This window comes from Syntrophomonas wolfei subsp. methylbutyratica (assembly GCF_001570625.1).
Taxonomy (GTDB): Bacteria; Bacillota; Syntrophomonadia; order Syntrophomonadales; family Syntrophomonadaceae; genus Syntrophomonas; species Syntrophomonas methylbutyratica.
This window is the reverse complement of sequence record NZ_BBQT01000005.1, coordinates 38,565-64,993: the sequence shown is the minus strand read 5'-3', so window position 1 is coordinate 64,993 and position 26,429 is coordinate 38,565. Positions and strand designations below refer to the sequence as shown.

Sequence of the window (26,429 nt, the reverse complement as noted above, 5' to 3'; positions counted from 1 at the left end):
GTTAATAACGGAGGACACAGATGGGTTTAAATGATTGGCAGAAGAAGATAGATGAATACATGAGAGAAACAGCGGGTTATTACCAGCCCCTGGTTTGCCTGGCCGCATTAAGCGAGGAAGTTGGCGAACTGGCCCGCGAGATCAACCATAAACACGGCATCAAGAAAAAGCGTACTGAAGAGCAGGACTATATCGCTGAGGAAATGGGCGATGTCCTGTTCACCCTCATTTGCCTGGCCAATCAACTGGATGTTGATCTCAACAGCCAATTGGAAACCACCGTCACAAAGTGGTGGAGCCGGCAGCAGCATGGCAAGTGAGACAGGAATACCGCGACACAGGATATTTATGCACAAGGATTGACCCTGTATCCTTAGAGCACATGGGCTGTTTATTTAGGGAAAGTGCCGGAGAAGCTTGTAAATGTTTAAGAGTTAGCAACAATGTTTGAGACAAGGAGCATTTATTTTTATGAGTTATCTTAGAAAAGATAGTATTAATGAAAGTGAAATCCAAAAGGAATTAATTAATAAGGAATTAATTAATAATGAAGCTGATATTAAATATAAAAACGGTAATGTTTTGTTTAAATTAAAAGCTAGGCAAAAGAGAAGTAAAAACTCCAAAGGGGATAGTTTTCATATATACAACAATAGTGAAGGCACAGATGCACTTCATCGGCTTTGCCATATTAAAGTAAATAAAAATGCACTCGAAGTCAAAGAACATAATGATAAAATAACGAAATACAGCAGCCTTTATGATGCGTTATTGAACGAAGTTAAAAAAAAAGGATTCGCAATAAACCCCAATAACAATACATATATATTTAATATAGATTCTAATAAGCTTAATGATTTTAAAGATGCGGCTCAAACGGTACTGGATAATATGGCTGCCGGCAAATATGTCCTGTACAAAGGGAAAAAAGAAAACTCATATTACTGGGGCGAACCCCCGAGAAATGTTTTAAAGGATGCGTTTAAGGCATTGCTTTCATCCAGAACCCTTATCCTTTCAGGTCCTCCTGGTACGGGAAAAACCCGTCTGGCAAAGCGGCTTGCAGCCAAATTGATGGGGATGGATATAGAAGAGAATACCCCCGATAACGACGAAGTAAAAAAATATCTTGCAGGTAAACGATTCTCTTATGATAACGGCAGTGCAAAGGGTAACTGGGACATCATCCAGTTCCACCCCGCCTACCAGAACGAAGACCTGGTGCGGGGGATAATGGTGGATACTTCAGGCGGCAACGCGCAATACCAGACTCAGGAAAAAATCCTGGCATCCATGGCCAAGGCAGCGATGGCGGAGACATTATCATTGTTCAGAATTAGCAGATTGCTTTATGATTATCTGCAGCAGTTTATGTATATAGATATAGATTTCGATGTATATGTAGAGGATTGCTTTGCATGGTTGAAATGTACTGACAATAATTCGAAAGAAATATATAACTGCAAGCTGAGTGAATTGATAAAAGAATATCAGAAAATACCGAAAAATATCCGCAAACAGGCTCCGCCCTATATCCTCATCATCGACGAGATTAACCGCGCCCCCCTGGCTGCCGTCCTGGGAGAACTTATCTACGGCCTGGAGTACCGGGGGGAAAGCATAAAAAGCCCCTATGCCATTGACGGGGATTATGATTTCATGATACCTGACAACCTCTATATCATCGGCACCATGAACACTGCCGACCGCACCATCGGTTCCATCGACTACGCCGTACGCCGCCGCTTTGCTTTCTTCCCCTGTCCTTCGCGGGCAGACGACCTGCCTATGCCTACAGATAACAAAGGTAAAAAAGATAAAAACGGTAGAGATCTTTATAATTTAATCGAAGATCATTTTTTTACGGATAAAACCCTGCCTGCTTGGGTGAAGAAGGATGATATCATGCCCGGTCCTGCCTATTTCAGGGCTGATAGCGAAGAACTGTATTTTAAGATGAAGTACCAGTTGCTGCCGCTGTTGTTGGAATATATGAAGGACGGCCTCCTGCGCCGTAGTAATAAGGTGGAGGAGAAGCTGAACCTGATGCGGGTAACAGATCCTTCAAAATGGGAAGATAAACTTAAGGAAATAAAATAAAATAATTAAGGGAGAGAAGAAGAGATGGCAAATACTCTGCTGGCAAAAGAACTGGAAGCAGCCGAAATGCTCCTGCGCGGTTGGTCGCGGCAAATCATACTGACAGGACCCCCAGGGACCAGTAAGACCTACTCCGCCAAACGCATCGTAGCCTGGCTAATGGGACTGGATGTTTACTCCAAAAGCATTGACGATTTGAAGACGAAGACGGATAATGCAAGGTTTCAAAGAACAGAGAAAGATAAAAATCAAAGTGAAAATGAATCACCGGTCTGCTGGGATATAGTGCAGTTCCACCCTTCGTACAACTATGAGGATTTTGTGCGCGGGATTGTCGTAAAACCCGGCGGCCAAGTTTCTTATGAACTCAATTATAACAATAAACAAGGAACCATAACAGGTAATACATCAGGAATCAGCTATAAAACAGATGATAAAATCCTGGGCGAGATGGCAAAGGAAGCCAAGGAGAAATTATATGCCGGGACGGAGGACAATGATAAAGTTAAACAGGAACAGAACCAGAAACAACGGGAAAAACAACATCGGAGTTGTAATGAGTTAATGGCCGACTTTTTCCTTATAATAATGGGATTAGTTCTTTTACAACAGCAAAAGAAGCCTATTGACAGCTGTTGTTCGAGATTGGCAAACTTATTGGTTGCTGATTGTAAGACTGTATGCAAATGGAAAGATAAAATTAACCAAAATGATGATGGTAATGGCAGAAAACTACCCTCGCTTTTGGAGGAATTGCGAAATAAAATTGCGAGTTATCAAAAGATGGAAGAACTAAAAAAACAGGCGGAAGATGTTCAGGAAAGCCCAGATAATGGCAATGCAAAACTGAACGAAGCGGTGGATTATATTAACCAGATGCTGAGTATTAATTCGTCTAATGATCTTGTAAAAAAAGATACATTCAGAGAACACTATAATAGTGTGAAAGATTATATAGATAAACAATTTGAAAATACTAAGGAAGCTCTAAAGGAAGCTCTAAAAAAAATTACAGAAAACAACGGTGCGGAAGAAACAATAGCTGACAACGGTGCGGAAGAAACGATAACGATAGCTAAGCTGATTAATAAATTTAGTGAAAAATATAAGGAATGCAAGACCTGCATCCCGCTTTATGTCCTCATCATCGACGAAATAAACCGCGCCCCGCTGGCAAGTGTCCTGGGAGAGCTGATTTATGCCCTGGAGTACCGGGGGGAGGAGGTGGCTACTCCCTACATTATAGATAGTTCCAACAAGCTGGAGATCCCTCCTAACCTCTTCATTATCGGCACCATGAACACCGCCGACCGCTCCATCGGTTCCATCGACTATGCGGTGCGCCGTCGCTTTGCCTTTATCAACTTACCCCCAGATAAGACAATTATAAAGGAATTCTATGATAAGATTAAAGACGACTTATCTAGTACTAATAGCCAGCAGGATAATAAGAAGATAGAGAAGATAGAGAAGATAGAAGAATTGGCAAATAAAGCGCTGGCCCTTTTCAATTCCGTAGAAAAAATATTTAACCCGGAAAAACATAACCCGGAAGAATCCTACTTGGATCCGGAATTCTACGCCGAAGATGTGCAGATAGGCCATACCTATTTCCTGGCCAAAGATGATGCTGAATTGAAACACAAATTCATCTATCAGGTCATACCCGTTCTCAAGGAATACCTGAAAGACGGCATTCTAAAGAATAATACAACTCTTAAGTTTAATAGTACAGGAATTAAGCTTTCTAATTCTTTCACGGAAATAAAGAGTGAGATTGAAAGTACATGGAGCCAAATAAAATGAGCGAAAAACAGGGAAAAGAAGTTATGGAAAAAGAAGGGTTAAGTGATTGGAGTGAATTTAATTTAGCGTCTTTTCCGCTATCGAACAATGATGAGGAGAAATCTAAGTCTAAGGGATTGACAAGGAAAGAACTGAACGATTTATTAGGTGACGGAATTGAGATTTACTGCTCGAACTGGAACAACTGGCATGCTGATAAAAACCTCGGCTTGTGGGAGAATTATTACTGGGGGGAAAAGGGAAAACTGTGGGCTGCGGGCTATGTGGGTGCCCAATGGTTAAGAGACAAAGATAATAAATATATAAAACACAATGAGCAGTACCTGCCATTGATAGTAGGCCCTCGTTTTGGTGATAGCAAGATAATCGCCCGTATGCTGGAGACCGTTTTGGATGATGATGAGTTTCACCTGTATGATGAGGCCCGGGAAAAAACAGAGCAGGATGAGGATAATGATAATAATCGTAATAATAAAAAAGAAAGCAATAATACTCCGCAAAACAAGTTGTTTGAGGTTTTTGAAACAGACCCCCTTATTCCGCTGGATTCAAAACAATCAGAGGACTTTCTCTTTTTTCAGATCGTTTTATTCCTGCGAAGCCTTTATGATCTTTGCCGCAAAACCATTCGCTATCAGCCGATTACCATACAGGAGAATCTGCTGGGTCGGGTAAAGGGTAAGATATTAATCAACCAGCATATCAGGCGCAATATTGTTCAGGGACGGGAAGACCGGGTTTATTGCCAGTACCAGAAGTTCAGTATGGATTGCAGGGAAAACCGGATTCTTAAAGCAGCCATGGAAAAATCCATGCGATATCTTGATTCAAGGGGCTTGACGCTTGAACGGGCGGTTGAATGGTATCATTATTGTGCTTCCATTCTTGCTCCGGTGGCATTATGTGAGATCGGCAGGCAAGATTTTATAGGTTTGAAGTTTAACGGGGTATTCAAGCATTATAAATCGCCCATCAAGCATGCCGAAAGGGTTCTTAAGGGAGTCAGCCTGATACTCCAAGATACTGAGAGTAAGAGCAGGGAAGCAATTCCTCCTTACTACATAAACATGAATATGCTTTTTGAGTTCTATGTCCGCTCACTGTTTCGCAAGGCGATAAAAGAGAAGAAATTGAATGCTGAACTCCATCCGTATATTAGCTTTGAACAGATGAAAAAAGACGAAAAAAATCCAAATAAAGATGAACTACAGACATTTAAAGGGAAAAAACCACAGAAGGGGCTTCTTTCCCCCTTTCTTATCCCCGATATTTGGATAAGGAGAGACGACGATAACAAAGACAACGATAACAAAAATATTGTTATTGATGTCAAGTATAAAAATACTGAATCAAATAATTATAATGCCCGGGCAGATACCCATCAAATACTGGCTTACGGCAAGAAGTTTGACGCCTGCGTCATGGGGATGGTGTATCCGTGTTCTGGAAACAAATGCTCGGAAACTTGCTCTAAAAACAAATGCTTGGAACCTTTTATAATTAATAACAAACTCAAGAAGGACAAGTTGGTTATTATACGCCTTCCCATGAATGAAGATAAGAAGAATTGGCATTATTGTACAATCAAAGCTGCAATATGTGAAAACATCTTACGGTAGGGATCACTAGCAGAAATATCTCTGATTCTCCCGGTACAATCTGAAATTCCAGCAGGCAGGTTAATACTTAAAATAAGTTGCTCGGCTTTATTAGATCTCCTGCTTTCACCCGGATTACAAATCTTTAGAATATCAATTTTTTGACAAAAACACGGACAGACAGTTGTCCTTAGCTTGTGGGATAATCCAGGGAAGGCCAACGCAATTAATGTTGGCAGTAGTTGTGGGGGTAATGATTCATGACCGGACAACGCGACAATACTGACGGAAAACAAGAGCTTATCAATGAATGCTTTGAGTGTTTGCTCGATAAAGAGGCTGAGCTGGACAAACAGCGGGAGGCCATTTTTCACTTGGGATCATTGATAGATACACCAGCATACTCGGAACAACTGCTGGAGGTATTTTGCAAAAGCAATATCTGTTCCATTGGCGAAGAATGCATCGATATTTTAATCAAGACCGGGGCCAGGGAGCATTTGGCGAAGGCTTTGGAGCATATCCTCGACTGCTTGAACAGGCAGGAGCACGAATACCAGCTATATGCCTGCCAAGTACTGTGCTTGATAACAAATATTCACCAGGCCAACCTTCCTGTCGCATTCCTTTCGCCCTTATTAAGCATATCCCAGGCGCGGGATGACGGTTTTCATCATAACCCGGCATACTATGCCAATATGATATTGAACCACTGGGGCCGCCGGGAACAAGCAGTGCGCGATGCGCTTTTTGAAATAATCAGCAGCGGAGCGGATGATATTGATTGGGAGAACTTTGTTCCTCCGCTGGTTTTGGCCGGAGATGAACGGATTTTTCGCTTGTTGCGTTCATTTCTTTCCGATGAGAGTGCTCCTTATCGCAATGGAGCAGCCTATGGCTTGTCATTGTCGGGCAATCCTGGAGATATCCCGCTCATAGCAGCATATATCCGCAGCTATATCGATGCCGATCCCCAGGATATGGCCGAAGTTGATGTTTTGGTAGCAGCCCTGGGACACTGTGCTCCGCATCCGGAGGCCATGGAACTTCTGCTGCGGATTAATGAGCAGCCGCTGCGTTCCGATTATGATTCATGGGATTATGTGCCGAGTTTGCTGCAAAGCCTGGCCGAATACCTGCCGGACAGCAGAGTTAAAGAACTTTTCGAGGCGATTCTTAAAGATCCTGATAGCCAATATGCAGACCTGGTTAAAGATCTTCTTTCCCGAATTAAATGACTTTTTGACCTGATAGAAGAAAACTTCAATTCAAGGACTGGTATTTGGGGCATTTCCATGATGAACAGGATATTGAAGGCAAATACACGCTATTATATGACCGAATCGTAGCTCTGTAATAAAGCACTACAACTTAGTACAATAAACTTAAAACCAGAGGAGGTTAGAATATGAGAAAAAGAAAACCAAGCGCAGAACAAATGATCGATGTATTTGACGCATCTTTTACTAAGCGATTTTTATTTAATAGCAATTTAGACGCTAAAGAACATACAAAACTAGTAAAATATGCTTTAAATTACATGAAAAACGAAGCCTTAATCCTGCATTACAATAATATAAAAAATAATTATTTTATCAGCATTAACAGGAGTCTTTGTTTGCTTGATGCGGAATTTAACGCCTTAAAAACCACTATGGATTATGACCAAATATACGAAATTATAAATATGTTTATGGACGATTTTGCTAAATTATGGCATAGGACGAGTAGTGCGGACATCGAAATAATTGTTTTGGGGTAAATAGGTTACGGGCCGCTCCCATTTTTCCTCCATAGGCGGGTGCTTATTACTGTGCTAATGGCTTCCTTGTGCCAAAATCCCTTTCTCCTCCCTGGGCCAGAGAATAGGCTTCATCAATGAATACTATGCCACCCATGGCCGCATCTTTAATAGCGACCGCAGGAAGCATCAGTAGTACCCGCAGGGTGGGGGCTACAACCACCGAGGGAAAGTGAGTTTAGTCGTCATCGCTTCTGGCTTCCAGATTCATCATGGATATAGGCCGGAGCGGGGCCACGGTTGAAATCGCATGTTTGTATACCAGCTGCTGTTTTTGGTCTACTTCAATAATTACGGTGAAATTATCAAAACCTCTTACCATTCCCTTTATCTGAAACCCGTTAACCAAAAAGACGGTTACGGGGATTTTGTCTTTCCTCACTTGATTTAAAAAGGCATCCTGCAAGTTTATCTGGCTTTTACTCATTAGTTTATGTCCTCCATTCTAATTCTCTCTATATTGCCTGCTCTGTACCGACTCAGAGTTATTGGGCCAGGGTTTTAGTGCCGGCACCGCGAAGCTGTCCTCTCTATCTTCTACACTATTGCGAATTGTCCTTCCATAAAGGTACAAATTTTTTTAACCAAAAGCTCCTCATCACTAAAATCGCCTACATTAAACCACTTTATACGCTGGTCTTTTTTGAACCAGGTCAACTGCCTTTTGGCATATCGCCGGGTTTCCCTCTTTATTTCATTTAGCATCTCTTCCCGATTAATAAAACCTTCCAGGAAATAAAATACCTGTTTGTATCCCAGGGCCTGCATGGAGTTATTCGAAAGGTCTATCCCCTTTTCCCGCAGCGCTGCAACCTCCTCAATCAACCCCTTCTTTATCATTTCATCGACCCGTCTTTCAATTCTGGCATATAATTCTCTTCTTTCCAAGTATAATCCCACCGCTGCCAAATAATATGTGTTCTCTGCCCTATCCTGCAAGGTGGAGAATGCTTTTCCCGTGAGCTCATAAACCTCCAGAGCGCGTACCACCCTTTTCTGGTCATTGGGGCTGATTATTTGGGCATATGCAGGGTCTATCTGCTCCAACCAGCGATAGGCATGATGCAATCCTTTTTCTTGAATAATATTATTCCATTTGTCGCGTATGCTTTGCCGGACTTCCATAGGAAAAAAGCTATAATCATCAACCACTGACTGGTAGTAAAGTCCGGTTCCCCCTACTAGAATGGGAATCTTTCCCCGAGCGTTGATGGCGGAGATAAGGTCTTTTACCAGGGATTGATAGCGGGCAACAGTGAAATTTTCGTGGGGATCTGCTATATCAACAAGGTGATGTGCAACTAGGCTTTGCTCTTCCTGGCTGGCCTTGGCGGTGCCTATGTCCATGCCCCGGTAAAGCTGCATGGAATCACAGGAAATAATCTCCCCGTTTATTTGCCGGGCTGCTTCCAGTGATATATTGGTTTTGCCAACTGCTGTCGGACCTACAATAGCCGCCAATTTATGCATGAGCCTCACCTCACTTTTGAAAACTGGCAAACGACTCCTTAGCTAATCAGACTTGTATAACCCCAAAGGCTATGGGATTATTGGGGTTTTCCATAAGCTGCTCTATCCCCAGCCGTTCAAACTCGCGGCTTACCGGCATCTCTTTTACAACTACCCGCTTTCTGGCCACCCGGCAGGCTTCGGCTATAACTTCCCGGCTCAAGGCTTGATGGTTGGCCAGCAGCCTTAAAGGAGCCAGGGCGGTGCTTTTATACCGCGGTTTACGGAACATGGGGTCGAAATAAACAATGTCAAAGGAATTATCCTCAAGTTTCCGGAGATAATCATAATGCTCCGCATTTACTGCCTGAATGGAATGTATAGCCTGATTCAGCCAGCTCATTTTCGAATGATATACTTTCATCCCCCACTTGACTATGGCGGCGATTAACGGGGAAGATTCCAAGCCTACTACCCTGCCTTCATGGGCATAATAAGCGGCTACTATAGAATCAGCTCCCAGGCCGAGGGTGCAATCCAAAAAGCTGCTGTCCGCTTCTAAAGCACAGGCTTTAATCAAGGGATCAATAGTACCCAGCTGGCGATATGAAGCTATGCGGTTTTTGGCCATACTGGGATGGAAAAAGAAGCGTTCAAGACCCATATGAAGTATTGGTCCGCTGGCCTGCCAAACCAGTACGGCCTGGGCCTCTTGTTCCCGGGCGATAGCCTCTAGGCTTCTTCGTTCCCGGGGAATAAAAGGCAGGCCGGTTTCCTCCAGAAACTGCTTATATTCAGGGCATAATGTAGTCTGTGATTGGGTGGTGGTCGCTATTATCTTCACACTTACCTCTTGAACATCCGTTCCAGGTCGGCCTGCTTCCAGGCGATTATGGTGGGACGCCCGTGGGGACAGTTCTTATAATCATCGGTGACAAAAAGCTCTTGTATTATTTTCCTCATCTCCCGGTAGTCCAGTCGGGTTCCGGCCTTGACCGCCTTCTTGCAAGCCATTTTTATTATGGCCTCATTTTTAAGATTAATCCCTTGTCCCCCGGCCAGGAGTTCTAATATTTCAAATAGAACCTCCCTTTCCTGCCCGGCTATGAGGGCCGGAGTTCCCCGGAGAAAAATGGACCTGGGACCGGCTTGCTGCAGGTCGAAGCCCAGCTCGCCAAGGATCTCCTGGTTTTTCTCCAGCAATTCCATATCCCGCAGCGACAAGTCCATAAGCAATGGAAAAGCCAGCATTTGCATCTCTCCCCGGGAACCGGCATAAAACTGCTGCAGCCGGGAATAGATAATCCTCTCGTGGGCGGCGTGCTGGTCTACGATATAGAAGGTTTGCTCCTTTTCCAGCAGTATATAGGAATCCCAAAGCTGCCCCAGTATTTTAAATTCATCATAGGCCGGACTACGGCTGCTCAAGGCCTGTTCCTCAGGGGATAAGGGAAGCCAGGCTTCTCCTCCCGTCTCCTCCACCCGCTTATAGGCCTTGCTATCGTGCATAAAAGGAATCACGGGCTGTTCTTCTACCTTCTGCCCGGCTGTTTTCCGCCCGGCAGCAGGATAGAATGATGGGGGACGGTTCTGGGGCAGGCTGTCCTGCAAACGATAATCTCCGGCATTCAGGGTATCGCGTAAAAGCCCGCGGAGCGAACGAAAGATGCTTTGCTCATCCCGGAAACGAACTTCGCTTTTTTGCGGGTGAACATTCACATCTATACTATCCGGCGCTAGCGATATCTGCAGTATGACCAGCGGCTGCTCCCGGGCCAGCAGCAAACCACGGTAGCCTTCATCCAGAGCCCGGTAAAGCAGAGGACTTCTAACCGGTCTTTGATTGACGAAGATCAGCTGCCTTTTCCGGTTCATTCTGGCTACCCCCGGCGGGGAAATCAAACCAGAGATGCCAAGGCTCAAACCTTCCCATTTTACCGGGATAAGTGGTTCCAGGAAATCCCGGCCGAATATAGCTATTACCGCATCATTTAAACTGCCATTGCCCGGAGTACGAAACAGCTGTCTTTTTTCATTGCTGAAGGATATGGCAATATCGGGCCGGGCCAGGGCGTACTTTATAACCAGCTCGTAGGCATTATTCCCCTCCGTTGCCGGGCTGCGCAGGAACTTTTTGCGGGCGGGTGTATTAAAGAATAGATCAGATACGATTATCTTGGAGCCTTCGGGGCAGGGAAAATACTCTAAGTCCAGGATCTTCCCGCCTTCAATGAAGCAGTGAATGCCGTCCTGTTTTTCCTTTTTACTGTATATATCCATGCGCGCAACTGATGCTATGCTGGGAAGAGCTTCCCCCCGGAATCCCATACTCATAATCCGCAAGAGGTCGCCCTCATTCTCTATTTTACTGGTGGCATGCCGCAAAAAAGCCAGGGGAAGTTCCTCCATGGAAATCCCTTCCCCGTCATCGGCCACCTCAATACTATCCAGCCCGGCCCCGGAAATCTTTACGGCGATGTTCCGGGAAGCAGCATCAATAGCATTTTCCAGGAGTTCTTTGACCACCGAGGCCGGTCTTTCAATCACTTCCCCAGCCGCAATTTTATTTATTACATTATCATCCAATAATTTTATGGCCATCTTACAAAACCGTTTCTGTGTCCTTATGCACTTTGTAAATCCTTAAATCATCTTTTACCCGATCCTGCAGGTATAGCAGGTCAAAGGGACGCTTCTTGATCATATCCTGGTAAGCGGCGCGGCCTTCCTCCTGACACTGCTGACAGGCATTGGCGGGAATGCTTATGCAGAACACATGAAAATGCTCGCCGGTCCGCTGGTGGGCCCGGGACTCAATCATACGAAAACCACCGCAATTCTGGCAAATACGCAAATGGTTAATCTGATCCTCATAAATATATTCGGTATCATAAAAGATGCTTTTATTGTAATTTACGAAATTGCCCGATTTCTTACGGTTATCAGCTATAGTTTCTTCGCGGTTTTTATAGGCGTTCCATTGCTGGGCTACCATTTTTTTAATATATTCCATATTGCGGGGGGATTCCTTAAATCGACTCGGGTTGTAATCCGGTTCCCGCAGGTTGGAATAGTCAATTCCGGCCATGGCCATTATCAGACCCATATTGACATAGGGCAGAGCCGTTTCCACGGAATAACCACCCTCAAGTACCGCAATATCTGGTGCCAGTCGCGAATTCAATTCGGCATAGCCCCGGGCCGAAAAAGCCATGTTGGCCAGGGGATCGCTGTAATGGTTATCCTGACCGGCCGAGTTTATCACTATATCCGGTTTGAAGTCCTCCAGCATGGGCAGGATGAGTTCATCGATAGCATAGAGGATTCCAGCATCGGTAGTTTTCGGGGCCAGAGGGAGATTTATGGTGGTTCCATGGGCCAAGGGTCCTCCCAGTTCTTCCACGAAGCCGGAGCCCGGATAGAGGGTGCGTCCGTCCTGGTGAAAAGAAATGAAGAGCACATCCGGGTCATGCCAATAAATTTCCTGGGTTCCATCGCCGTGATGAACATCAGTATCTACAATGGCTACCCGTTTTATCCCATACTTCTGCCGCAGGTATTCAATCATTATGGCTTCATTGTTGATATTGCAGAACCCCCGGTTGCCGTGGCTTACGGTCATAGCATGGTGCCCCGGCGGGCGGATTATGGCAAAGGCATTTTTTATTTCTCCTTGCATGAAAGCATCGGCCATTACCAGGGCGGAACCAGCCGATACCAGGTGGGCTTCGATAATCTGTGCTTCCACCGAAGGAATACAGAAATGCAGCCGGGCTACATCGCGGATTTCGGCCAGGCGCGGGTGGTATTCCTTAATCTGGGGCAAATCCATTATCCCCTCTTCAAAGATCTGATCGCGGGTGTAGAGAAGCCTTTCTTCTCTTTCCGGATGGGTAGGTGATATGGCCCAGTCAAAGGCAGGGAAAAACAGAATTCCGGTCGGTTTCATGAGCTCACCCCCTTGTATTCGGATATAAATCCTGGTGCTATCTGTATCCCCACATCAAAGATCTTGCCGGAACGACTCCAGCCGCTTATGATGTTGAACTGTTCTTCCATATAGAAGCTGGATTCACTGGCATAGGACTCCATTCCCTGCTCCCGGCACATATCCAGCAGGTATTGCCGGGCCATATTTTTAGCCTCTCCCAATTGCATTCCCCCCCGGTCATTAAGGCTTCCTCTTATCCCTCCCGGACCAACAGAGAAGAAATTATTGGGGGTATCTACATGCAATTCCACGGCCAGAGTGGGTCTAACCACAGCTGCTCCCAGGGCATTGGCTACTGGAGAATAGTCATGCAGGAATGAGTCTACCTCCATTCTGGCGGCTACCTGAGGAACAATAGCGGTGGCCGCCGCTCCTATACCGATTATTTGATCTAACTTGAACTTGCGCCGGTTCACCACTTCCCAAACCTTGTAGGCCGGCTCGTTTTCCCATTCCCGGAACATAGCTTCTATACTGCTTACCAATCGTTCTATGACTATATTGACTACCTGACGGCAAAGCTCGGAAGATTTCATTCCCGCTTTGCTCGCCAGTTGCTGCAGTTTTTCCGCGGATTGGCCAGCGTTGCCTATTCCCAAATCCATCTTGCAGTTAAAGGCATCCGTAACGGTGGGATAATCCCCCCCGAAGCAGGCGGCTGCTCCCCGGCGGAAGTTTTGTACTTTTATTTCCCCATCATAGTCCAGGCAGCTATCCCCTCCCAGGGCTACTGAATTTACCGCGAAAGCGTTTATATGGGTATATTGCTTGCCCAGTCGTGCTCCCTTGGAAGCATAAAGGGGAGCACCGTCTATTATCAATGCGATATCCGAAGTAGTACCGCCAATATCTAAAACCACTGAATTAAGATGGGGCTGGCTTAAAGCCAACCCGCCCATGGTGCTGGCAGCGGGGCCGGAAAAAACGGTTTCACAGGGTCTCCGGGACGAGGTATCCAGGCTAAAGGTACCTCCATCAGCTTTCAGTATATGTAGCTCACTGTCCAGACCCCTCTCCGTTATCGCCTGATCGATTTCCGCCGCAAATTGCATCCATTCCTTTACCGTCATAGCGGTAAAATAGGTGGTTGCTGCCCGGCGGGGGAAATTCAGCTTGTTGGATATTTCGGAACTAATGGAAACGGATATATCAGGATAGCTGGCAGCCAATTTACTCTGAATCTCTCTTTCCAGGATGTCATTGCGATTGGCAAACTTGGCCGCTACGGCCACCCGCTTGATTCCCGCAGCAGCAATCCGGGCCAGGATATCATCGATTTCCTTCTGATCCAGTTTTTCAATAACATTGCCTCGAAAGTCCACGGTACCACGGGCAAAAAAGATATCCGGGCAGATATCATAGGCATCATGAGGTAAACCATGACCCGGCAGCATAATGAGAGCCGTTCTTTCCCCCTGGCCGGTGGCCAGGAGATTGGTTACCAGGGTGGTACTGAAAACTATCCGTTCTATCTTCTGCCCTTCAGCACTGGGCAGCAGTTCATCCAGCACCTCGAGCAAGGTGCTTTTCAGATTCATATCATCAGTAGGTTTTTTTACCGTAGCTATAATGGCACCTTGCTTAAAGAGAACTCCGTCAGTGTATGTGCCACCAACATCGATCCCAATCAACATTTGCCTCACCTCCTCATTTATTTATCATCAAGCATTTTCTGCCATTGATACAAGAGGTTTAAGGCCTCCCGCGGGCTCAAGTCATCGATATGCAGCTGTTTAAGCTCGTCCACCACGGGATGGCTGTCACTAAAGAGCAGGGGTTGCAGCAGAGTGGGTGCGGGCCGGCTTTCCTTACTCTTTTCCAAATCCTGCAGAATATCCTCTGCTCTAATAATAAGCTTTTCCGGCAGGCCGGCCAAACGCGCCACATGCAATCCATAACTTTTATCCGCCTTACCCGGTAAAACCTTTTTCAAAAAAACCACCGTATTGCCGGTCTCTTTAACGGAGACAGAGAGATTGACTATCCCCGGCAACTTTTCCGCCAGGCGGGTAAGTTCATGATAATGGGTGGCAAAAAGAACCTTGCTCCGGCTATGCTCCAAAAGATACTCACTTACGGCCTGGGCAATGCTCAACCCGTCATAAGTGCTGGTTCCCCGTCCTATTTCATCCAAAATTACCAGGCTGTTGTCGCTGGCGTTATTTAAGATATTGGCTACCTCTATCATTTCCACCATAAAGGTGCTTTGACCGGCGGCCAGGTCATCGGAAGCCCCCACCCGGGTGAAGATTTTGTCCACCAGGCCGATTTGGGCTTCTTCCGCCGGAATAAAGCTGCCCATCTGGGCCATGAGTACCAACAGGGCGGCCTGGCGCATAAAGGTGCTCTTGCCTCCCATATTGGGACCGGTAATAATGGCAAAACGAGCCTTATCCCGGTCAAGCTGCAGGTCATTGGGAACGAAACGGGCTTCGCGCAAGGCCTTTTCCACCACCGGATGCCGTCCCGCCCTTATTCTTATCTTACCACTATTATCTATTTCCGGTCGAATGTAGTTGTTTTGGTAGGCCACTTCCGCCAGTCCCTGTAAAACATCCAGAATCGCTATGGCATGGGCGGTCTCCATTACCTGGGGCAAATAGGGAATAATAGCTTCTCTTATTTTTATAAACTCCTGGTATTCCAGGGAATAGAGCCTTTCCCGGGACCCCAGGATTCTTTCTTCGTATTGTTTTAATTCATCGGAAATGAAACGCTCGCTGTTGACCAGGGTTTGTTTGCGGTGGTAGTCCGCCGGTGCCAGGGAGAGGTTGGATTTAGTGATTTCTATATAGTAGCCGAAAACTTTATTGAAGCCGACTTTGAGGTTTTTTATCCCAGTTCGCTGCTTTTCCCGGTTTTCAAATTCCACCAGCCAATTCGTACCCTCTTGGGATAGTTCTCGCAACTCGTCAATTTCCTGCTTGTAACCAGTTTTGATCAATTCGCCTTCTTTTATCCCCAGCGGGGCCTCGTCATTTATAGAGGCGTCAATTAAGGCAAATACCTCTTCCAGCGCATCCATAGCTGCGAGCCTTTGCAGGATTTCACTCCGGCATGGCTGTAAGGCCTTTTTTATATCATTGATTACCGCCAGCGATGACTTTAAACCCAGGAGGTCACGCGGGCTGGCTACGCTGGCACCGATCTTTCCCCCCAATCTTTCCAGGTCATTTATACGGGATAAAAGGGGGCTAAGTTCCGTTCTCAGCGAGAGGGTGTTTTTCAGTTCGTCTACCGCATCCAGCCGTTCTTCGATCTCCCCGGCTTCCCGCAGCGGCTGTTCAATCCAGCGGCGCAGCAGGCGCTTGCCCATAGCGGTGCGAGATTCATCGAGTATGGAGAGCAGAGAACCCTCTCTTTTGCCTTCCCGCAAGGTAGCCGTCAGTTCCAGATTGCGCCGGCTGTAAAAATCCATCTCCAGATAATTATCGCTGCTATAACAACGCAGGCTCTTGATGTGTTGGAGACTGGTTTTTTGCGTCTCTTCCAGGAAAGCAATTATCCTGGCGGCAGCTTTGATGCCGGCCGAGTAGGATTTCAGGCCGAAAGACTCCAGGGAGGCAACTTGCAACTGACGCAACAAGAGATTTTCTGCTCGTTCCAGGCTTAATGGCGGTTCATCCAAAACGCTTAAGGTAATATTCTGCCGGAGCAGCCATTCCTCTTCCCAACTGCCGGTCAGGCTGCCGCTGCCGGCCAGCAGGCATTCCGCCGGGGAAATACGGAGTATTTCGCTTTCCACCCGGGACCTGGCATTTTCCCCGGCTATTTCACTTAGCCAGAACTCGCCAGTGGAAATATCTATGTAGGCGATACCTGTACAAGCCGGCTCTTCTTCCACCGCCGCCAAAAAATTATTCTTCGCCTGATCCAGCAAATGCTCTTCGATAATAGTACCAGGGGTAACAATACGAGTTACTTCGCGCTTGACTATGCCTTTGGCCTCTCGGGGGTCCTCCACCTGTTCGCAGATAGCCACTTTATATCCCCGGTTGATAAGACGCGCCAGGTAGTTGTCCACGGAATGGTAGGGGACTCCACACATGGGGATTTTGCTTCCGGCTCCGCCATCTCGTGCCGTAAGTACGATTTCCAGCTCCCGGGAAGCTATCCGGGCATCTTCAAAAAACATTTCGTAAAAGTCACCCAGGCGAAAAAAGAGAATGGCATCCTGCTGTTCCTCTTTTATTTGCAGGTATTGCTGCATCATCGGGGTATAGTCAGCCAATAAGATGGATACCTCCTAAAAAGAAAGACTCAGCAAAACCAAGTCTTTTTCATTAAATACTATTCAACATTGTGATTCTACTGTAAAAAGTTATTAATATTCATGGGCTTGTATAAATATACCGCTCAGCTACATTAAAAGCGAGCGAAGAGTGTGCAGGGAACGACCCCCGTGTCGTTCCGTTCCGAATCAGGCTTCGTATATTTATGCAACCTTATGCAACAGAAGGGGTTTTCGCAGTGGAGTCAACCTGGTTGATATTACATATTGCAGCTGCCGCCGCAGGAGTCGCAACCACTGGAACAACCGCCGGAGAGGGCTTGATTCATAGCGAAGTATACCGCCTGCATGAGGTTGTCAAATTTCTCCTGGGCTGCCATCAACTCATTAATGATACTATTGCTTTTTAGTTCCTGTTCCAAGTTTTTTAAATTAGCTTGTTCGGCTTGTCCAATAGATAGGCCATCCTGGAGCTTATTTTCCATTTTACTCTTGGCATCCTGATAACTCATGATAAGATCATAAGCCATATGATCCTGGGATACCCTGACCTGGCTGGCCTTAAGCCCCTCGATCTCTTCTGATTGCGCCACGGCATTACCCAGTTCGAACGCCATTTTTATAATTTCTTCGCTGGTCAAAAAAGTTCCCTCCCTAGATCTTATTCGTTAAAAATTTCTCCAAACAAGGAAAAGGTTTTGGCTTCTGTTATTTTAACATTAATCAAGCGACCGATTAAGTCTTTTTCGCCGGAAAAAATAACAATACGATTACTCCGGGTTCTGGAGGTCAGTTTTTGCGGGTTGGTTTTACTGGGTCCTTCAACCAGTACCTCCTGAATGCTGCCCTGAAGTTCCTGGTTTATTTCTGTGGCAATCTGGTATTGCAGGCGGTTCAAACGCTCCAAACGCTGTTTTTTCTCTTCCAGGGGAATCTGCTCGGCAAATTCTGCCGCCCGGGTTCCACTGCGCTGCGAGTACATAAAAGTAAACGCCGCGTCAAATCTAACCCTTTCCACCATATCCAGGGTTTCTAGAAAATCCTCTTCCGTTTCTCCTGGAAAACCTACTATTAAGTCGCTGGTAATGCTTACCCCCGGAACATAGTGGCGCATTCTCTCAACCAACTTCAGGTAATGTTCCCGGCTATAGTTGCGGTTCATCCTTTGCAATATCCGGTTGCTGCCTGCCTGCAAAGGAGCGTGAATATGCTCGCAAAGCTTTTCGCATTCAGCTATCGCCTGCAACAAGCGGTCGGATACATCTTTGGGATGGGAAGTGGTAAAGCGGATGCGCTCAATGCCGGCAACAGAATTAGCCCGGTACAAGAGGTCGGCAAATTCCATTTTTTCCTCCAGGCCACAGCCATAAGAGTTCACATTTTGTCCCAGGAGGGTTACTTCTTTATATCCGGCAGCCGCCAACTCTTCCAATTCCCGTATTATATCATCCGCCTTACGGCTTCTCTCCCGCCCCCGGGTATAGGGAACAATACAGTAGCTGCAGAAATTATTGCAGCCAAACATTATGTTGACAAAAGCGCTTAGCCCGGGCTTGCGGCAAGAAGGCAAAGGTTCGACAATTCTACCTTCCTTTTCCCAGACTTCAAAAACCGGGCTCCTTTCCTCTTGCGCCCGGGCAATCAAGTAAGGAAGCTCGTGGATGTTATGTGTGCCGAAGACCACATCTACTCCGCGTTTTTTAAGCTTTTGCCTGACCTCGGGCAATTGAGCCATACAACCGCCAAAAGCAATTAGGATTTCCGGTCGCTTTTTCTTTAATGAGGCAATTTCCCCGAGTTTGCCATACACTTTGTTCTCAGCGGAATGGCGAACACTACAGGTATTAAATACTATGAGGTCAGCTTCGCTGAGATCTTCCGCCTGATTAAAACCGCTGCTTTCCAGCAATCCGGCAATGGTTTCCGAGTCGCGAACATTCATTTGGCAACCGTAGGTCAATATTCGATACTTTAAAGGCTTTTTCTCTTTATCGCCCATTAGAGCAACTCCTTTGTGCTAGTATTATTCCCTTGTAAGATCCCTCATAGTACTGAATATGTTCCAGCAATAAGTCCGGGGACAGCGAAGTATACCCGGACTTGTCACCTTAGTTGCCTTCATCCTCTGACTTAGTTCCCCTCATTACTTTCAAAAGCAATCAATTGCTCCAAGGCGGCAATGATTTTATCTGAAGCAGCAATCATTGCCTGTATGCGTGCTCTGGCTTCGTCCTTATGGCCTTGATTATTAGCTTGAATAGCCTCCCGGGCCAGAGTATGAATCTGTTCATGGGGATTAGCCGCCAGCCGTTGATAGAGTTCCAGCGTTTCCTTATCCTGGACCGACTGGAGCCAGCGGGCTAAACGGCATTGCATGTGGGTAGGCACACTATCTGGCTCAGCGAAAAGGTTATGTTCTACAATAAATTGATATTTGCGGACAAAGCCGTGATGATCATCAATTACCTGCCTCAGCACTACTTTATTGGGCAAACGATATTGTTCCAAAATATCCCGTAAGGCTTGGGAAATATCGTTAGTTTCTCCAGCAATATTTACAATAGCGGAGAAATTATCCATCTGTTGGTTTATATCCTCGATTATCTGGTCTAAATTGCTGATAAGTAATAGCATGTTATCATTCACAGTACTAACCACTGCCGAGATTTCCTGGGAGGCGGCGCTTTGTTCCTGCATGGCTGATGAAATATCCATAACTGCATCCTGTATGTTGACGATTTGCCTAATAATATGCTCCATCCTGGCGATAACCCGGCTGGTAGTCTGGTTTTCTTCCTCAATAGCTGTCCCCATAGATTCAATTTCCACCACAAAATTACCGATATTTCCCTGGACTCCGCTAATCAGGCTGCTTATTTGCCGGGTATAACCCGCAGTTTGTTCGGCCAGCTTACGGATTTCCTCTGCAACTACAGCAAAGCCACGACCGTGTTCACCAGCCCGGGCTGACTCTATGGCTGCATTCAAGGCTAATAGATTAGTCTGTTCGGAAACACTCATAATAGTTGAAGTTATTTCACCAATATCGCGGGATATCTTCTCCAGTTCCCGCGCTGAATAGACCGTACTCTCCCCCCGTTCCTTTAACAACTGTCCCACTTCCTCAAAGCGTTTCATCTCTTCTTTACCTTCTTGGGCAGCCTGGGATAGTTTCATATAAGTCTCCTGCAGGTTTTGGGCCTGTTCCGCTACCATGGATGAAGCTCCAGCTATCTCTTCTACTCCAGTATCAGCTTCGCGCAGGTTTTGCCCGGCACCTTGGAGCTGACCACCTACATAATCCAACTGTTCCGCAGTCTGTCCCAGCTTCACTACTGATGAGCTGGCAACATCATTCAGGAAATAGGCGTTAGTAGTCAGATTCGAGCTCTTGGTGAAAAGTGCATACATGACCTCCCGAAAGCGTTCCAGTAAATCGGAGAATCCATGAGCCAGCTTACCGATTTCATCCTTGCTGCTGAGGTCTATCACCGCAGTAAGATCGCCCTCACCAACCCGAACCATACTGTCTCTCAGGGGTTGCAAGTGCCTTAAAGCGCGGTTCAATACCAGATAGGCTATAACACATACTAAAAGTAAAGAAACTATTACTATAAGCAACGAACGGCTTTTAGCCCGGTTCTCTGCTTGAATAAAAGTATCCCGAGGAATCTCTCCCTGTACAAAAGCTATTGTATTGCCTTCTACATCTTTAATCGGTACCAAAGTTAATATCACCCGGTTATCACTGGTTTTTCGGGAAAGGCTATCCCCCTGCTCCAATTTCTCCAGGTCTGTTGCCTCCGGGTTTACGCCCAGGACAGAGCTCTGCCACAATACACTGCTCTCTTGCTTCTCCAGCGCCAAGATGCCGTACTTACCCTGCTGCAATTCACTCAGGGCCTCACCTGCAGCTTCTTCCAGAGATATCCCAACCTCATATATACCTACTAACCTATCTTCAACCACCAGGGGATTCAAACAACGAATGCCAAAACCAGTGATCCCTTTCTCAGCAGCTAAAACTTGTTGCCTGCTTTGAATGGCTCTGGCCAGTGCCTTGCGGTAACTAACATTATCCCCATATTGTTCAGGTTTTTGGGCTCTCAATAATACTGTACCATCAGCAGCTAAGAAATTTAACTGAGATATGTGATGATCTTTTTGCCATTGCTCGTATACCGGGAGAACCAGTCTAAGCAATTCTGCTCGGTCCTGCTGTATAAAGGCCTCTTTAATAGCAGCGTTGGCAAAAAGAGAATTGGATAATATCCGGGCTTCTTTTTCAGCATCTCTGACACATTCAGCAACAGTATCAGAGGTCTGAGCAATATATTCCTTTTCAAAATCTTTTACCAGCATATGTTGCAGCATCAAGCTGTTCCAGTAGAAAAATCCGAATACTAATAGATTAAATATAACCAGCATTAGAATAATCCGGGTTTTTAAACTACGCTGAACCACTATTGCTACCCCCTTCATTGGTGCGTATTTATCAAGGATTTTACCACATCCAAGCAGGAGGGTACAGGTGTAATATTCCAGACGCTTATGGACCTGGCTATCAATTCACATACCGGGGCAGGCATAAAAAAACAGGGGACTTCCCCTGTTTTAGCCGATACTCCTATTTAATCAGCTCATCAACAATGTTGTTTATTTCCCTCTCCATTATCCCGCCAGCAAATTTCGGTTCACCATTTATAAGGGTTATGGGAAAAGTATAACCCATCTGAAGAACCCGGCGAACCAGGGGATAATTATCAAAGCCGGTTTTATCCGTATCTACATATTTGACTTCAACCTTGTCCCCATAAGTACCTTTCATTGCTTCAGCAAGTTTCCTGCTTTGCTCCTCATAATCAATAGCTGATCCACAGCTACTCGCGGAATCGCAACCACTGCAGCTTCAGCCGCCGCTAAGAACTTGGGTTCCCTGGATTATTTCCACCAGAACTCTTCCGCTATTTTCACTCATATTACCATTCCTTTCTTAAGGCATAAATATCAGGGGAAAAGTTTCTTTAAAGACCTATCCTCCCTGCATATTCAATTATTAATAATCACAGCCCTTCTGTTTAACTGGATAATACCAGCAAAATAAAGTAAATACAATATCTTCTCCATATATTATACCCGCTCCGTCCAATAAGTTGTTTCTTTGAGGGATGGCAGGGCTATTTATTTTTGGCATTCACCATTATGATGATGGTGTTCTTTACCACAATTACATCCGGGCGGGTGAGCGGATACAGCCTCTAATTGGCTTTTCACCTGTTGCCTGATACCGTTAAGGTATACATCGTAGAGCTTCTTCTGTTCCTGTAATTCCTCGGGATTTAAGCCCTGTTCCCTTTTCTTTTTGGCCAGTTCATTAATCCGTTTAATTATTCCTTCGGTCAAAAATGTCCCTCGCTTTCGTTTTTCAAAGGATGGCTCAATTATAGCTTAATGTTCCACACAGTTGGAAAAATATTTTCGGAATTGAAAAAATACTAGTATTGCATACTATTTTTGAAGGGAACAAATCAATCCAGGAAAATGGGAGGTGAATAAAGTGGATAGCGAGAAAAAAGAGTCCCCTGATCCCGGCAACAAGAAAAATACGGCTAAACGAAGTAAAATAGATGACTCTGATGATTCAGTCCTAAAAAGTGCCGGTCGAGAAGGAATTTTAACTGAGGATAAAGGATGGAAGAAGGGGATCTAAAAAGGCACTCGTTTCATAGCAGCCTCCCAATAATGAGGTTGCTTTTTTATTCTTGAGATGTTGATTCTATTGCAAAAACCCTTTTGTTGCATAAGGCTTGCATAAATATACAAAGCGAGCGTTGGCGAAGCATGGATGCAGCACCCGGCGAAGGCGAGCAGGCGAAAGGGGGCGAGCGACAGGATGTCGCGAGAGCGCTATCACCCTGCGGGTACTCCTGGTGTTCCACCCTGCGGGTGTCACTATTAAGGTTGTGACCAGGACGGGAGATTAGCGCGGTACCCCTTGAGCCGCGAGACAAGCCGCAGGTGATGCCCATGCGAAGACTGCGAGTGGTATATTTATACAAGCCAATGAATATTATTTAGTTTTTGCAGGGTATTCGCTTTAGAAAATCTTCCTTACCAGGCGGCAGAGTTGAAAGGTCTTGAGCGCGTTGGGGCCAGATGCTGCCAGTAGTTGCCGGGCGGCAGCCTGCAACCGTCTTTGGGCAATTTTCTGATCGCTTAAATACATGGCGAGAAGTCCCTCCACCACTACGCGGGAAAAATCATAGTCATTAAGCCTTGCACTCTGCGCGTGGGACTGGGAAATAAAATCCTCCAGCCGCGAAATGCATTCCCGATTATCCGCATAATAAAAAGTGAAATTGAGGTCTCCTCCCTCGCGGTCTTCTTCTTGATCAATGAAGTAATCCAGCAAGATATGCAGGCCGCATATCCAGGGGAAATAGTTTTCCACCACTTTCCGGCTCTCTGCTGGCGGTAAGTCCTGGATAGAGGCCAGGCCAAAAAGGGCGAAAACTGCCAGGGTGGAACCTGCGGCTGCAGCAAATTCCTGCCAACAAAGCCCCGGGTAGGCGTAGAGCTGTTTCTTCGCCCATTCCCTTAATTCCTCTTCCCTTTGCCACGGGTCGATGTGTTTTATTACCTGCAGGTCTATGTACAGGCGGACCAAATGAATGAGATCCGGATAAACCGCTGGATAAGACGGGAGTTGCCTAACACAGGACTGGCAAACTCTTACCAGTTTTTCTATATACCCCCCATCGTCCTGGCTGGGATAGTAGGAATAATAGTCCGGTAGAATACTTGGTTCTGCCATACTGAGAGCATCTTCCAACGAGCGGTGCAGTTGGCGGAAGGCTTTGCCATCGCTGCAACCGGCCCGATCACAGAGATTATCCAGGTAATCGCACAAGGTCTGGTAGGCAATAATCAAGCGCAACAATAGAATCTCCTTTTCCCGGTAAGGAACGGCAAAAAATGCCCCTCCCTGGCAATGAAATCCTTTATCTTGGATACTGCTTAAGGCCTGCTTCCTCAGCTCTTCGTTAGGGCAAAGACGGGCCTCTTGCTCCCATTCCTTTAGTTGGCTTTTTACCTGATTCAAGGTAAAAAGAATATAATGAGAGAGCAAATTCACGCGACCGCCCCGCAGCCCTTGCTGCTTTAGTAAATGAGCAGGTTCCTGGATTTTTCTGACCAAACCGGGCATCAATTAACCACCTTTACCAATTCGCCTTCGTTGACGTAGCTGAGGCGAGCATAGTATTCCTCCATTATAAATAGCGCAATATTCTTCATTTCTTTAATGGCGGGGCCGACGGGAAACAATTCGAGACTGGCCAGGGCTTTTTGCAAAAATTGCCGGGAAATGGACCGGGCATATTCGATTGCCCCGCTGTCAAGCAGTATAGTCTTGAGTTCCCGGGTATCAAGCTGGCTGTAATCTGCAGCCAGTATCTTTCTTAATAAGCTCCCGTATTCCTTGGTTTTCAGGGCATATATCAAGGGCAAGGTGATATTGCCTTCCTTAAGGTCATTTCCAGCTGGTTTACCCAAAGCCTGGCTATCTGACACCAGATCCAGTATGTCATCAATAATCTGGTAGGCATAACCTAGATAGAGACCATAGTCTTCCAACAATGAAGCATTTTTTTCCGGCATGCTGCTGATCCAGGCCCCTACCCGGCAACTGCAGGCAAAAAGACAGGCGGTTTTGCTGTAGCTTTTTTCGTAATAGTCCTCTTCACTGATATCTAGATCAAAGGCGAGGGACAACTGCTTTATTTCGCCCTGGCACATCAACTGGATGGTCCGGGTTATCTGATCCATAACCCGGGGAAATGGGTGCTGGTTGATCAAGTTGAAGGCTGTGGCAAAAAGCAAATCCCCGGTGAGGACGCTGGTTTTATTATTATAGCGGCTGTTGATGCTCTCCTGTCCCCGGCGGGTGAGAGCCTGGTCAATCACATCATCATGCACCAGCGAAGCCAGGTGGATCAACTCAACCGCTACACACATATCCCTAACCATCAACGGGTCATGGGGATAGGGTGAGGCAGCCAGGTAAAGCAGTCGAGGCCGCAGCATCTTACCGCTGCTTTCCAGAAGATAATCAATTATAGGTTCCACCTGGGGGTTTCCCGTACTCAATACTTCCCTCATCCGTTTTCTAACACTATCGGCGGGGAATGGGTAAAGTTTCAAAGCTGTGTCCAGGTTGATAGCTCAACACCTCTTTTTATGCTTATTATTTACTGGTATTGTGCCCCAAGCTGTACAAAATATTCTGTTCTATCCCATAAGTTTCCTTTTTACTTGTTCATGGGCATAGTTTTCCAGGCTATCATCCAGAATACGCTCTATCTTAAGGCCCTTTCTCTCAGCCATGGCCTTAATGAAGAAATCAGCCACCTTTGGATTTTTAGGCAGTAGAGGTCCATGCAGGTAGCTGCCCAGCAGGTTTTTGTATCTTATTCCTTCCTGCTTGTCCTCTCCGTTGTTGCCAAATCCTCTTATAACGCTGCCAAAAGCTTGCAGCCGCTTATCAATGAAATAAGTCCTACCCCCATGATTCTCAAAACCGACCACACTTTCTTCCGCTCCATTTAAAGTGGTTTGGATAAGAATATTGCCTGTAAGCCGTTCCTTAAGTCCCTGGGTAAAGAAAGAAAAGAGCCCCAGGCCCTGCATCTCTTTGCCCTCATGGGAACGGTAGTATTCACCCAAGAGCTGGTAAGCTCCACATATAAACAGTATGGGCAAGCCCTCCTCAATAGCCTTCATCAGAGAATCCGTCTTGTCGGCCAGGTCCTGCAGCACCAGTTCCTGCTCCCGCTCTGAGCCTCCACCCATAAAAAGCAGGTCTATGTGCTTGAAATCAAGGTTATCACCAGGATTTATATTTTCTATGCTGGAATCATGTCCGTACCATTCCAGCCGTTTTTGCAGGCAGAGAAGATTACCTCTGTCGCCATAAAGGTTCATTAAATTAGGATAAAGTTGCGCCAAATGAAAATGTGCCATATACACCTCCAGATTAGTAAAAAAGGCGTCGGGAGACGGAACAGTAATTTAGCGATTGTTCAACTATTGTTAAACTATGACTCCACTGCAAAAACCTCTTTTGTTGCATAAGGCTTGCATAAATATACAAAGCGAGCGTTGGCGAAGCATGGATGCAGCACCCGGCGGGTACTCCTGATGTTCCATCCTGCGGATGTCACTATTAAGGTTGCACCGGCGAAGGCTAGCAGGCGACAGGGGGCGAGCGACAGGAGGTCGCGAGAGCGCTTCACCCTTCGGGTACGCCTGGTGTTCCACCCTGAGGGTGTCACTATTAAGGTTGCCTCCCATGGACGGGAGATTAGCGCGGTACCCCTTGAGCCGCGAGACAAGCCGCAGGTGTTGCCCATGCGAAGCGCCCTGTCGGGCACAACTGATGCTCCCTTCGGTCGC

22 protein-coding genes and 1 pseudogene are annotated in these 26,429 nt (G+C 46.2%); 7 read left to right on the top strand and 16 right to left on the bottom strand.

Features of this window, described 5'->3' with window-relative positions:
* Positions 1-20 precede the first annotated feature (20 nt).
* From AWB54_RS05785 to AWB54_RS05760, 6 genes are all read left to right on the top strand, one after another.
* Positions 21-320, top strand: a complete 300-nt coding sequence (locus AWB54_RS05785) for a nucleotide pyrophosphohydrolase (RefSeq protein ID WP_061213668.1) — start codon at positions 21-23, stop codon at positions 318-320.
* A 151-nt stretch (positions 321-471) separates the two neighbouring features.
* Positions 472-2,100: an AAA family ATPase gene (locus AWB54_RS05780; RefSeq protein WP_061213667.1), complete on the top strand. Its 1,629-nt coding sequence runs from the start codon at positions 472-474 to the stop codon at positions 2,098-2,100.
* A gap of 24 nt (positions 2,101-2,124) precedes the next feature.
* Positions 2,125-3,906 carry an AAA family ATPase gene (locus tag AWB54_RS05775; RefSeq protein ID WP_061213666.1) on the top strand — a complete coding sequence of 594 codons (1,782 nt, stop codon included), beginning with the start codon at positions 2,125-2,127 and terminating at the stop codon, positions 3,904-3,906.
* Positions 3,903-5,525, top strand: coding sequence for a 5-methylcytosine restriction system specificity protein McrC (locus AWB54_RS05770; protein ID WP_061213665.1), 1,623 nt, complete (start codon positions 3,903-3,905; stop codon positions 5,523-5,525). The genes AWB54_RS05775 and AWB54_RS05770 overlap by 4 nt, the downstream gene beginning before the upstream one ends.
* A 239-nt stretch (positions 5,526-5,764) precedes the next feature.
* Positions 5,765-6,742 (top strand): hypothetical protein, encoded by a 978-nt coding sequence (locus tag AWB54_RS05765; RefSeq protein ID WP_061213664.1) that lies wholly within the window; start codon positions 5,765-5,767, stop codon positions 6,740-6,742.
* A gap of 170 nt (positions 6,743-6,912) precedes the next feature.
* Complete coding sequence (locus tag AWB54_RS05760; protein WP_061213663.1) at positions 6,913-7,266, top strand: hypothetical protein; 354 nt, start codon at positions 6,913-6,915, stop codon at positions 7,264-7,266.
* Positions 7,267-7,304: 38 nt separating this feature from the next.
* Here the strand turns inward: AWB54_RS05760 and AWB54_RS16245 are convergent.
* From AWB54_RS16245 to AWB54_RS05700, 13 genes and pseudogenes are all read right to left on the bottom strand, one after another.
* Positions 7,305-7,405 (bottom strand): annotated as a pseudogene (locus AWB54_RS16245) (stage V sporulation protein K); the annotation flags it as partial.
* A gap of 78 nt (positions 7,406-7,483) precedes the next feature.
* Entirely contained in the window at positions 7,484-7,732 is a 249-nt protein-coding gene (gene hfq / locus AWB54_RS05755; protein ID WP_061213662.1) for an RNA chaperone Hfq, read from the bottom strand.
* A 110-nt stretch (positions 7,733-7,842) separates the two neighbouring features.
* Positions 7,843-8,775, bottom strand: a complete 933-nt coding sequence (gene miaA, locus AWB54_RS05750; protein ID WP_061213661.1) for a tRNA (adenosine(37)-N6)-dimethylallyltransferase MiaA — start codon at positions 8,773-8,775, stop codon at positions 7,843-7,845.
* A 46-nt stretch (positions 8,776-8,821) separates the two neighbouring features.
* The gene (locus AWB54_RS05745) at positions 8,822-9,598 is read right to left on the bottom strand and encodes a class I SAM-dependent methyltransferase (protein WP_082736042.1); all 777 of its coding nucleotides are present in this window, start codon (positions 9,596-9,598) and stop codon (positions 8,822-8,824) included.
* 2 nt (positions 9,599-9,600) lie between these two features.
* The gene (mutL, locus tag AWB54_RS05740) at positions 9,601-11,355 is read right to left on the bottom strand and encodes a DNA mismatch repair endonuclease MutL (RefSeq protein ID WP_061213659.1); all 1,755 of its coding nucleotides are present in this window, start codon (positions 11,353-11,355) and stop codon (positions 9,601-9,603) included.
* 1 nt (position 11,356) lies between these two features.
* Positions 11,357-12,703, bottom strand: coding sequence for a histone deacetylase family protein (locus tag AWB54_RS05735; protein ID WP_061213658.1), 1,347 nt, complete (start codon positions 12,701-12,703; stop codon positions 11,357-11,359).
* The gene (locus tag AWB54_RS05730) at positions 12,700-14,379 is read right to left on the bottom strand and encodes a hydantoinase/oxoprolinase family protein (protein WP_061213657.1); all 1,680 of its coding nucleotides are present in this window, start codon (positions 14,377-14,379) and stop codon (positions 12,700-12,702) included. Before AWB54_RS05730 ends, AWB54_RS05735 begins: the two co-directional genes overlap by 4 nt.
* A gap of 17 nt (positions 14,380-14,396) precedes the next feature.
* Entirely contained in the window at positions 14,397-16,976 is a 2,580-nt protein-coding gene (gene mutS / locus AWB54_RS05725) for a DNA mismatch repair protein MutS (RefSeq protein ID WP_061213656.1), read from the bottom strand.
* Positions 16,977-17,236: 260 nt separating this feature from the next.
* On the bottom strand, positions 17,237-17,617 hold the full coding sequence (locus AWB54_RS05720) for a YlbF family regulator (protein WP_061213655.1): 381 nt from the start codon (positions 17,615-17,617) through the stop codon (positions 17,237-17,239).
* Between the two features lie 20 nt (positions 17,618-17,637).
* Positions 17,638-18,975 (bottom strand): tRNA (N6-isopentenyl adenosine(37)-C2)-methylthiotransferase MiaB, encoded by a 1,338-nt coding sequence (gene miaB, locus AWB54_RS05715; protein ID WP_061213654.1) that lies wholly within the window; start codon positions 18,973-18,975, stop codon positions 17,638-17,640.
* Positions 18,976-19,106: 131 nt separating this feature from the next.
* A complete protein-coding gene (locus tag AWB54_RS05710; RefSeq protein ID WP_061213653.1) occupies positions 19,107-21,440 on the bottom strand; it encodes a methyl-accepting chemotaxis protein in 2,334 nt (777 codons plus the stop codon).
* Positions 21,441-21,603: 163 nt separating this feature from the next.
* Complete coding sequence (locus AWB54_RS05705) at positions 21,604-21,804, bottom strand: hypothetical protein (protein ID WP_061213652.1); 201 nt, start codon at positions 21,802-21,804, stop codon at positions 21,604-21,606.
* A gap of 353 nt (positions 21,805-22,157) precedes the next feature.
* The gene (locus AWB54_RS05700) at positions 22,158-22,379 is read right to left on the bottom strand and encodes a DUF896 domain-containing protein (protein WP_061213651.1); all 222 of its coding nucleotides are present in this window, start codon (positions 22,377-22,379) and stop codon (positions 22,158-22,160) included.
* Between the two features lie 154 nt (positions 22,380-22,533).
* Between AWB54_RS05700 and AWB54_RS15880 the strand changes: the two genes are divergently transcribed.
* Complete coding sequence (locus tag AWB54_RS15880) at positions 22,534-22,686, top strand: hypothetical protein (RefSeq protein ID WP_160328912.1); 153 nt, start codon at positions 22,534-22,536, stop codon at positions 22,684-22,686.
* Positions 22,687-23,073: 387 nt separating this feature from the next.
* Here the strand turns inward: AWB54_RS15880 and AWB54_RS05695 are convergent, their stop codons facing one another.
* The 3 genes from AWB54_RS05695 to AWB54_RS05685 all read right to left on the bottom strand — a co-directional run bounded on the left by AWB54_RS05695 (position 23,074) and on the right by AWB54_RS05685 (position 25,997).
* On the bottom strand, positions 23,074-24,183 hold the full coding sequence (locus AWB54_RS05695) for a tetraprenyl-beta-curcumene synthase family protein (protein ID WP_061213650.1): 1,110 nt from the start codon (positions 24,181-24,183) through the stop codon (positions 23,074-23,076).
* Positions 24,183-25,124: a polyprenyl synthetase family protein gene (locus AWB54_RS05690; RefSeq protein WP_061213649.1), complete on the bottom strand. Its 942-nt coding sequence runs from the start codon at positions 25,122-25,124 to the stop codon at positions 24,183-24,185. The genes AWB54_RS05695 and AWB54_RS05690 overlap by 1 nt, the downstream gene beginning before the upstream one ends.
* A gap of 141 nt (positions 25,125-25,265) precedes the next feature.
* The gene (locus AWB54_RS05685) at positions 25,266-25,997 is read right to left on the bottom strand and encodes a type 1 glutamine amidotransferase (protein WP_061213648.1); all 732 of its coding nucleotides are present in this window, start codon (positions 25,995-25,997) and stop codon (positions 25,266-25,268) included.
* Positions 25,998-26,429 lie beyond the last annotated feature (432 nt).